The organism is Streptomyces sp. NPDC000878 (genome assembly GCF_053599695.1).
Genome location: NZ_JBSFMT010000103.1, coordinates 21,030 through 29,365 on the forward strand (window position 1 = coordinate 21,030; position 8,336 = coordinate 29,365).

General features: G+C 69.4%; 10 protein-coding genes. 5 read left to right on the forward strand and 5 right to left on the reverse strand.

All coding sequences use genetic code 11. The features are described from left to right. Positions 1-3: 3 nt before the first annotated feature. From ACWDR4_RS45845 to ACWDR4_RS45855, 3 genes are all read right to left on the reverse strand, one after another. Positions 4-1,779 (reverse strand): glycosyltransferase family 2 protein, encoded by a 1,776-nt coding sequence (locus tag ACWDR4_RS45845; protein ID WP_450417612.1) that lies wholly within the window; start codon positions 1,777-1,779, stop codon positions 4-6. Between the two features lie 115 nt (positions 1,780-1,894). Next, positions 1,895-2,188, reverse strand: coding sequence for an MTH1187 family thiamine-binding protein (locus ACWDR4_RS45850; RefSeq protein ID WP_450417613.1), 294 nt, complete (start codon positions 2,186-2,188; stop codon positions 1,895-1,897). Further along, positions 2,185-2,535, reverse strand: a complete 351-nt coding sequence (locus ACWDR4_RS45855; RefSeq protein WP_450417615.1) for a DUF3817 domain-containing protein — start codon at positions 2,533-2,535, stop codon at positions 2,185-2,187. The genes ACWDR4_RS45850 and ACWDR4_RS45855 overlap by 4 nt, the downstream gene beginning before the upstream one ends. 212 nt (positions 2,536-2,747) lie before the next feature. Here ACWDR4_RS45855 and ACWDR4_RS45860 point away from each other — a divergent pair, with 212 nt between their 5' ends. The 4 genes from ACWDR4_RS45860 to ACWDR4_RS45875 all read left to right on the forward strand — a co-directional run bounded on the left by ACWDR4_RS45860 (position 2,748) and on the right by ACWDR4_RS45875 (position 5,395). Then, on the forward strand, positions 2,748-3,380 hold the full coding sequence (locus ACWDR4_RS45860; protein ID WP_105970765.1) for an AIM24 family protein: 633 nt from the start codon (positions 2,748-2,750) through the stop codon (positions 3,378-3,380). A 1-nt stretch (position 3,381) separates the two neighbouring features. Further along, on the forward strand, positions 3,382-4,032 hold the full coding sequence (locus ACWDR4_RS45865; RefSeq protein ID WP_450417617.1) for an AIM24 family protein: 651 nt from the start codon (positions 3,382-3,384) through the stop codon (positions 4,030-4,032). A gap of 38 nt (positions 4,033-4,070) precedes the next feature. Further along, on the forward strand, positions 4,071-4,826 hold the full coding sequence (locus ACWDR4_RS45870; RefSeq protein WP_450417625.1) for an AIM24 family protein: 756 nt from the start codon (positions 4,071-4,073) through the stop codon (positions 4,824-4,826). 92 nt (positions 4,827-4,918) lie between these two features. Then, the gene (locus ACWDR4_RS45875; protein WP_450417619.1) at positions 4,919-5,395 is read left to right on the forward strand and encodes a MarR family winged helix-turn-helix transcriptional regulator; all 477 of its coding nucleotides are present in this window, start codon (positions 4,919-4,921) and stop codon (positions 5,393-5,395) included. An 11-nt stretch (positions 5,396-5,406) separates the two neighbouring features. On the opposite strand, the gene ACWDR4_RS45880 is transcribed toward ACWDR4_RS45875, so the two are convergent. Continuing rightward, on the reverse strand, positions 5,407-6,810 hold the full coding sequence (locus tag ACWDR4_RS45880) for an ATP-binding protein (RefSeq protein ID WP_450417620.1): 1,404 nt from the start codon (positions 6,808-6,810) through the stop codon (positions 5,407-5,409). After that, positions 6,807-7,472: a response regulator transcription factor gene (locus ACWDR4_RS45885; protein ID WP_450417622.1), complete on the reverse strand. Its 666-nt coding sequence runs from the start codon at positions 7,470-7,472 to the stop codon at positions 6,807-6,809. Before ACWDR4_RS45885 ends, ACWDR4_RS45880 begins: the two co-directional genes overlap by 4 nt. Before the next feature lie 118 nt (positions 7,473-7,590). On the opposite strand from ACWDR4_RS45885, the gene ACWDR4_RS45890 reads away from it, so the two are divergent. Next, positions 7,591-8,226: a PepSY domain-containing protein gene (locus ACWDR4_RS45890; protein ID WP_450417623.1), complete on the forward strand. Its 636-nt coding sequence runs from the start codon at positions 7,591-7,593 to the stop codon at positions 8,224-8,226. Positions 8,227-8,336: the final 110 nt, after the last annotated feature.

Genomic DNA, 8,336 nt, shown 5'->3' on the forward strand with positions numbered 1-8,336 from the left:
GGCCTAGTTGCCTCCTGTCGGGGTGCTGGAGACCGGTGCGACCGTGCTGGTCGCGAGCGCGGGTTCCTCGCGCTCCCTGCTCTCGCCGGGCTCCTTGCTCTCCTTGCGCTCCTTGCTGCGCGTGGCGAGCCACACCCCGACCGGGGCCAGGGAGATCACCATGGCGAGGACGGCCCAGGTGCGCATGGCCACATGGGTGTGGCCGAGGCGGACGGAGGCGACGAGCGAGGTGGCGAGGAGCGCGGCCCAGAAGAGGTGGACCCGGAACGTGAGCAGCCGGTCGGGGCTGGCGTCCCCGCCCTTGGGCGTGACGACGAACCGGCTCGGGCGACGGAGCAGGGCCGCGCCGAACGACTTCAGGTAGATCGGCGCGGAGAGCGCCGACATCGCCATCCCGGCGAGCCCGCCAGAACCCTCGGGCTCGTGCGGCGAGACGTTGTGCCGCCGGTTCCACAGGTACAGCCCGATCTGGAGGGCGGCGGCGTCGCTGTAGAGCATCAGCCAGACGGAGGCCGCGACCTGGGTGCCGGAGGCCCCGAACCAGAGGAAGAGGAAGCAGCTCAGCATGCCGAGGAACCAGTTGACCGCGGTCATCGGGTAGTAGACGAGCATCAGCGTGTACGAGAAGAGGCGGCCCGGGGGCATGGTGAAGGGCGCCTTCCAGTACTGCTTGAAGAGCGTCTCGTACGTCCCGCGCGACCAGCGCATCTGCTGGGTGAAGAAGTCGGTCCAGGACGCGGGCCCCTCGCCCACGGCGAGCACGTCCGGCGTGTAGACGGACCGCCAGTGCCGCCCGGTCCTCGGATTGCGGCGGCGGTGGAGTTCGAACCCGGTGGCCATGTCCTCGGTGATGGAGTCGTACAGCCCGCCGATCTGCTTGACGGCCGCGATGCGTACGACGTTGTTGGTGCCGACGAACATGGGGGCGCGGTAGCGGTTCCCGGCGCGCTGGATGAGCGCGTGGAAGAGGAACTGCTGCGACTCGGCCGCCTTGGTGACGGGGTGGGTGTAGTTCCCGTACACCTGGGGTCCGACGACGAAGGCGACGTCCGGATCGCGGAAGAAGCCCGTCATCCGCTCCAGGAAGTTGGGGAGCGGGACATGGTCGGTGTCGACGGACGCGTAGAAGTCGTACTCGTCGCCGTGCATGGCGATCCACGCGTTGTAGTTCCCGTGCTTGGTACGGGCCTTGTGGACGCCCTTGGCCCGGTTCCACTCGGGGACCCCGTGCCGACTGAAGTGCCGTACGCCCAGTTCCGCGCAGAGCGCCTTGGCCTGTTCGTCGTCGCCCTCGTCGAGCAGCCACACGTCCAGCGGGCCGGTGTGGTGGACGCGGGTCGCGCCTTCGAGGGTGGCCCGGACCATCGCGAGGGGTTCCTTGCCCGGGACGTACGTGGTGAGGAAGGCGACGCGGGTGCCGGACTCGGGGACGACGGGCACGGGGTCGCGGGCGACCATGGTCGCGTGGGCGATGGACACCACGTTGACGACCATGAACAGCTCGATCAGCCCGATGGCGACGAGCATCGCGATGTCGAGATGGACCATCCACGCGTCGCCGCCCTCGCGCTCCACCCAGTGGGTGGGCCAGACGAGGTAGACGAGCAGCGCGCCGGTGAGCAGGGGCGCGAGGGTCATGAGCAGGACGGCGCGTATTCGGCGCGGCTCACGGGAGAGGAGCGAGGTGTACCGCACGCGGTACGGCGCTCTGACCGGTGCCTCGGTGAGCGGTCCGGCCAGCCGGCTGTGGGTGTCGTAGTCGTAGCCCTCCGGCCGCACAGCGCCCTCCAGTGATCGAACGAAGCCGATATCCCCACAGAAGTGGAGATATGGCGGCGTGTCGAACTGGACGCGTCCAGGCGGGTGGATTACCGGGAGAGTTGGGTTACGTGGACTACTGGGAGAGGTGGCGTTCCACGGTCTCGACCTTGGAGGTCAGACCGTCCGTCACTCCGGGGCGGATGTCGGCCTTGAGGACGAGGGAGACGCGCGGCGCGCGTTCCTCGACGGCGGCGACGGCACGTTTGACGACGTCCATGACCTCGTCCCACTCGCCCTCGATCGACGTGAACATCGCGTCGGTGCGGTTGGGGAGCCCGGATTCACGGACGATCCGGACGGCGTCGGCGACGTACTCCCCCACGTCCTCACCGACGCCGAGGGGCGTCACGGAGAAGGCGACGATCATGCCTTGATGGCTCCGTCCTGTGCCTGGCGGGCGCGGGAGGCGATCACCGCGTCCTCCGTCTCACGGCGCAGCTTGCGCTCGGCGAAGAAGCCTCCGGTGGGCAGGACGGAGAGGACGAAGTAGAGGAGCCCGGTCTTCAGGGACCACTTGGCGCGGTTCCAGGCGTCCGCCCAGAAGATCACGTAGAGGATGAAGAGAACCCCGTGCACCATGCCCATGACGGGCACCGCGTTGAAGTCCGTGGTCCGCTTCAGCACCGAGCAGACCAGCAGGAGAAGGAAGGAAACGGCCTCGGGGGCCGAGACCAGGCGCAGGCGGCGGAGGGCAGAGGCGGTCTTGATGTCCACGGGTCACCTTCGGTGCTGTGTCAATGCTGCTGAGTGGATGCTGCTTTGTGAATGGGTGCACAAACGTTTGGCCATTGTGGCATTCGCGGCCCAGGCGACCGGGACAGGGGGTGGGACCCTTAAGGACTGCCCTAGGGGGAGTTTCAGGGACGATCTCCACCTTCGGGATCTGTTGCCGGGGGTGCCCGGGAGGCTACCTTCCCTCCGTGGCGATGTTTCGACTTCAAGGCAGCAAGGTGCTCGCCGTCGACATGACCGGAGACGCCGTGAAGGCGAAGAACGGCTCGATGGTGGCGTACGACGGGCAGATGGACTTCAAGAAGCTCAGCGGCGGCGGTGAGGGCATCCGGGGGATGGTCACCCGGCGGATCACCGGCGAGCAGATGACCCTGATGGAGGTGAAGGGGCACGGGACGTGCTGGTTCGCCGACCGCGCCTCCGAGATCAACCTGGTCGGCCTCCAGGGGGACAAGCTCTACGTCGAGTCGAGCAACCTGCTCGCGACCGACTCGGGCCTGCGCACGGGCACGTCGTTCACGGGGATGCGCGGCGCGTCCACGGGCAACGGCCTGTTCACGACGACCGTCGAGGGGCACGGACAGGCGGCGATCATGTCGGACGGTCCTGCGGTGGTGCTGCGCGTGAGCCCGCAGTTCCCGCTGACGGTCGACCCGGGCGCGTACATCGCGCACCAGGGCAACGTTCGGCAGTCCTTCCAGTCCGGTGTGACGTTCCGCACGTTCATGGGCGAGGGCGGCGGCGAGGCCTTCCAGATCCGCTTCGAGGGCGACGGTCTCGTGTACGTCCAGCCCAGCGAGCGCAACACGATCGCCGGGGATGTGTGACATGCCCTTCCGCGAGATCAACTCCAAGATGGTCGAGGCGACCGTCATGCCCGGCCAGCGCCTGTTCAGTCAGCGCGGGGCGATGCTCGCCTACAAGGGCGAGGTGTCCTTCACGCCCAACATGCAGGGCGGCCAGGGCGGGGTCATGTCGATGATCGGCCGCCGGGTCGCCAACGAGGCCACCCCACTGATGACCGTCGAGGGCAGCGGCACGGTCCTGTTCGGCCACGGCGGCCACCACATCCAGGTCATCCAGCTCGCCGGGGACACGCTGTGCGTCGAGGCGGACCGCCTCCTCGCCTTCGACGGCACCCTCCAGCAGGGCACGATGTTCATGGGCTCGCAGGGCGGCGTCATGGGCATGGTCCGGGGCCAGGTGACGGGCCAGGGCCTGTTCACGACCACCCTCAAGGGACACGGCGCGGTCGCCGTCATGGCCCACGGCGGGGTCATCGAGGTGCCCATCACCCCGCAGCGCCCGGTCCACGTCGACCCGCAGGCGTACGTCGCGCACCACGGCGACGTCCGCAACAAGCTGTCCACCGCGCTGGGCTGGCGCGACATGGTGGGCCGTGGCTCGGGCGAGGCGTTCCAGCTGGAGCTGAGCGGCAGTGGTGCGGTGTACGTCCAGGCGTCGGAGGAGAAGCTGTGACCACCTACCCGGGCGCGGGGCCCGTCGTCCACGACCCGATGACGCTGCCGTCCGACGACAACGTCAACAACTACACCTTCTGCGTGGAGCTCAAGGGGAGCCAGTGGTTCCTGCAGAAGGGCAAGATGATCGCCTACTACGGCACGGTCGACTTCAACGGCATCGGACACGGCCGTCTGGACCGTCTTGTCCGTACGTCCTTCCATTCGCCTCTGCACGCGAGCGACTGGGTCGTCGCCGAGGGTTCGGGCAAGATGCTGCTCGCCGACCGGGCCTTCGACGTGAATTCGTACGATCTGGAAGACGGCAACCTGACCATTCGCTCGGGCAACCTTCTCGCTTTTCAGCCAAGTCTCGCGCTCAAGCAGTCGATCGTGCCGGGCTTCCTGACCCTCATCGGGACGGGCAAGTTCGTGGCCGCGTCGAACGGCCCGGTGGTGTTCATGGAACCCCCGATCCGGGTGGACCCGCAGGCCCTGGTCGGCTGGGCCGACTGCCCCTCCCCCTGCCACCACTACGACCATGGGTACATGACGGGCCTGATGGGCGGCCTACGTGCGATGACGGGCATCGGCGGGGCCTCCGGCGAGGAGCACCAGTTCGAGTTCGTCGGGGCCGGCACGGTGCTGCTCCAGTCCACGGAGACACTCATGGCGGAGCAGGCCACGGGAGCGGTTCCGCACGAGCCCGGAGTGCCGGGTGGCGGCCACGCCCCCACAGGTCATCCACAGCAACCAGGGGCACCGCGCCTTCCCGGACAGCTCGGTGACCTCCAGCGTCGCTTCGGGCTGTGAGCGGTAGTCTGCGGAGTGTGACGTCGAACATGTGCGCGCCGTCACGCCACCCTCACAAGTTCGCCTTTCAACCTTTTAGGTAGACTTCATTCATGGAGACCGAGACGGCCACAAGCTGGCTGACCGACGCGGAGCAGTGCGCCTGGCGCACCCACCTTGAGGTCAACAGACTGCTGGCATACCAGCTCGAAAAGGACCTGCAACCGTTCGGCCTGACGATGAACGACTACGAGATCCTGGTGAACCTCTCCGAGTCCGAGGACGTCCGTATGCGGATGAGCGACCTCGCGTCCGCCACCCTCCAGTCCAAGAGCCGTCTCTCGCACCAGATCACCCGCATGGAGAACGCGAACCTGGTCCGCCGCGAGAACTGCGAGTCCGACCGGCGGGGTCTGTTCGCGGTGCTCACCGAGCAGGGCATGGAGACGATGAACCGGGTTGCGCCCCATCATGTGGCGTCGGTGCGGCGGCACTTCATCGATCTGCTGACCCCGGAGGCGCTGGCCGAGGTCGACAGGTCGCTCCGCCCGGTCGCACAGCACCTGCGCGGCCAGCGAGGCCGCCCGTAGGGCCCGCAGCTCTAGGCGACAGGCAGGCGGAGTCCGAACAGGGCTCCGCCTGTCGCCGCTTCACCCACGGTGAGTGTGCCGCCGTGCCGTACGGCGACATCCCGGGCGATGGCGAGTCCGAGCCCGGCACCGCCGTCGTCCCGGCTGCGGGCGTCGTCGAGCCGTACGAACCGCTCGAAGACCCGCTCCCGGTCCCCCTCAGGCACCCCGTCCCCGTCGTCGGCGACCTCGACGACGGCCCGTTCCCCCTCTCGCCGCACGTCCACCGTGACGGCCGACCGGGCGTGCCGCTGCGCGTTGTCCAGCAGATTGGCGACCAGCCGCCCCAACTGCCCCCGCGACCCGGCCACTTCCACGCCCGCCGCCGCTTCCAGCGTCACACCCGCCCTGCCCTCCACCTGCTCCCGGACCAGTCCCGCGAGGTCGACGCGCGCGTCGGCGGGCCGCTCCCCCGCGTCCAGCCGGGCGAGCAGCAGCAGATCGGCGGCGAGGCGCTGCAGCCGTACGGTGTCCTCGACCGCGCCGTCGACGTCCAGCAACTCCGGGTGTGCGGCGCCGACTTCGAGCTGGGTGCGCAGGGAGGCGATAGGGCTGCGCAGCTCGTGGGAGGCGTCGGCGACGAACCGGCGCTGGCGTTCCACGGAGGTCTCCAGGGCGGCCAGCGTCTCGTTGGTGGTCCGGGCAAGCCGCGCGACCTCATCGTGCGTGTCGGGCACCGGGACGCGCCGGGCGAGGTCCTCGGAGGCGGTGATCTCGGCCATCTCGGCCCGGATACCCTCGACGGGGCGCAGTGCGCGCCGGGTGACCAGCCAGGTGACGCCCGCGACGACGCCGAGCAGCAGCGGGAACCCGATCAGCATGACGGTCAACGCGGTGCTGACGGCGCTCTGTTCGGCGGAGAGGGGAGCCCCCGCGTACACGGTGAGCGTGCCCTCGCCGTCGACCTCGACGCGTACGGCGGCGAACCGGTAGTCGGCCTCGTCGCCGTCGACGGTCGCGGAGCCGTCGGTGAAGGAGACGTCGTCGTCGATCTCGCCGGTGGAGAGGGAGTCGTCGTCCGCCGTGGATTCGGGGCTGCCGGTGTCCCCCGTGACGGCCTGCGGACGCACGGCCTCCACCCCCGTACCGCTGATCCGCTCCAGGTCCTCGCTGGCCGCGACGAGCCGCCCGGCCGGGTCGACGACCTGGACGGGCTTGTCGTCGTCATCGAGGGACAGCTGGTCGTACGCGGTCCCGGCCGCGAGGTCGGCGGCGACCGTCCGTGCGGTCCGCTCGGCCTGCGTGCTGGCCTGACCGCTCAGGTTGGACCAGAGGGAGAGCAGTACGGCGGTCCCGGCGGCGATCAGCGCGACCGCGACGACCAGGGTGGCGCCGAGGGTCGCCCGGGCCCGCACGGAGCCAAGAGCGCGTCTCACTGAGGCACCTCCAGCCGGTACCCGGCGCCGCGCACGGTCCGGATCAGGGAGGCACCGAGCTTCCGCCGCAGCGTGCTGACGTACACCTCGACGATGTTCGGGTCGCCGTCGTACGCGAAGTCCCAGACGTGCTCCAGGATCCGCGCCTTGGACACCACCTCGCCGGCCCGCACGACGAGCTGCTCCAGGACGGCGAACTCCTTTGCGGTGAGGGTGACTTCGTCCTCGCCGACATGAACGCGGTGGGCGGCGGTGTCGACGGTCAGCTCGCCGACCACGTGGACGGGCGAGGCGCCGGCCGTCCCACGCCGACGCAGCAGGGCCTTCACGCGGGCAACCAGAACAACGTACGAGAAGGGCTTGGTCAGATAGTCGTCGGCGCCCGTGTCGAGGCCCTCCGCCTCGTCGTACTCGCCGTCCTTGGCGGTGAGCATGAGGATCGGTACGTCGTGACCGGCGGCGCGCAGGGCCGCGCAGACTCGGTAGCCGTTGAGGCCGGGCAGCATGATGTCGAGGATCACGAGGTCGTACGGGGTCTCGGTGGCCCGGTGGAGTCCCTCGCGGCCGTCGTGGACGACGTCCACGGCGTAGCCCTCGGCCGTCAGACCCTTGGCGAGGGACAGGGCGAGCCGCTTCTCGTCCTCCACTATCAGCAAACGCATGGGTACAGCTTCGCAAAGCGAACCTGAAGACGCCTTCAGGTGACTTCAGGCCTGCTTCAGGCGGGCTCGGGCAGCTTGGTTGTCGTCAACCGAACGAACGAAGAGGCAGGTAGCCCCCATGAAGCGGAACATCGTCATCGCCACCCTCACCGCAGCCGCCCTGGCCGGCGGCACCGTCGCTGCCTTCGCAGTGGGCGACGACGAGAAGGCGGCGGCTGCGCGGCCTGGGGCGGGCGGTGCGAATGTGCAGGTCGTCGACGACCGGGACGACGACGCCACGGACGACCGGAGCGACGACGCCGCCGAGGACCGTACGGCGGTTCGTGCCGGCGGTGTCACCGCCGCCGAGGCCATCGCCGCCGCGCTGCGGCACACCTCGGGCACCGTCGTCTCCGCCGAGCTGGACGACGACGGCGGCGACGCCGGTACGTGGGGCGTGGATGTCGTGCGGGACGACGGCGCGGAGTACGGCGTCGAGGTCTCCGCCGACGGGAAGGTGCTTGACGCGCAGCGGGACACGGACGAGGAGAGCGACAGCGAGGACCGGGCGGAGCTGGCGGCGCTGAAGGGGGCGAAGTTCGACGCGCGGGACGCGGCGCTGGCCGCTGCCGCGAAGGGCGCGGTCACGGAGGTGGGGGGCGACGATGAGAACGGGGCTGTGGTGTGGGGTGTGGAGACGGTGAAGGACGGGGTGACAAGTGAGTGGGCGGTGGCACTGGACACGGGCAAGGTCACGAAGGTGACCGCCGACTGAGATCGCCCCCGCCGCCCTTACCCGTTCCCATCCCTGGGGGCTGCGCCCCCAGACCCCCGCTACGGCCCTGAACGGGCCTTGTCCTCAAACGCCGGACGGGCTGACAAACC

Coding starts and splice junctions, on each gene's coding strand:
- ACWDR4_RS45870 (WP_450417625.1), top strand. CDS start 4,071: ATGACGCTGCCGTCCGACGACAACGTCAACAACTACACCTTCTGCGTG.
- ACWDR4_RS45860 (WP_105970765.1), top strand. CDS start 2,748: ATGTTTCGACTTCAAGGCAGCAAGGTGCTCGCCGTCGACATGACCGGA.
- ACWDR4_RS45885 (WP_450417622.1), bottom strand. CDS start 7,472: ATGCGTTTGCTGATAGTGGAGGACGAGAAGCGGCTCGCCCTGTCCCTC.
- ACWDR4_RS45865 (WP_450417617.1), top strand. CDS start 3,382: ATGCCCTTCCGCGAGATCAACTCCAAGATGGTCGAGGCGACCGTCATG.
- ACWDR4_RS45875 (WP_450417619.1), top strand. CDS start 4,919: ATGGAGACCGAGACGGCCACAAGCTGGCTGACCGACGCGGAGCAGTGC.
- ACWDR4_RS45890 (WP_450417623.1), top strand. CDS start 7,591: ATGAAGCGGAACATCGTCATCGCCACCCTCACCGCAGCCGCCCTGGCC.
- ACWDR4_RS45850 (WP_450417613.1), bottom strand. CDS start 2,188: ATGATCGTCGCCTTCTCCGTGACGCCCCTCGGCGTCGGTGAGGACGTG.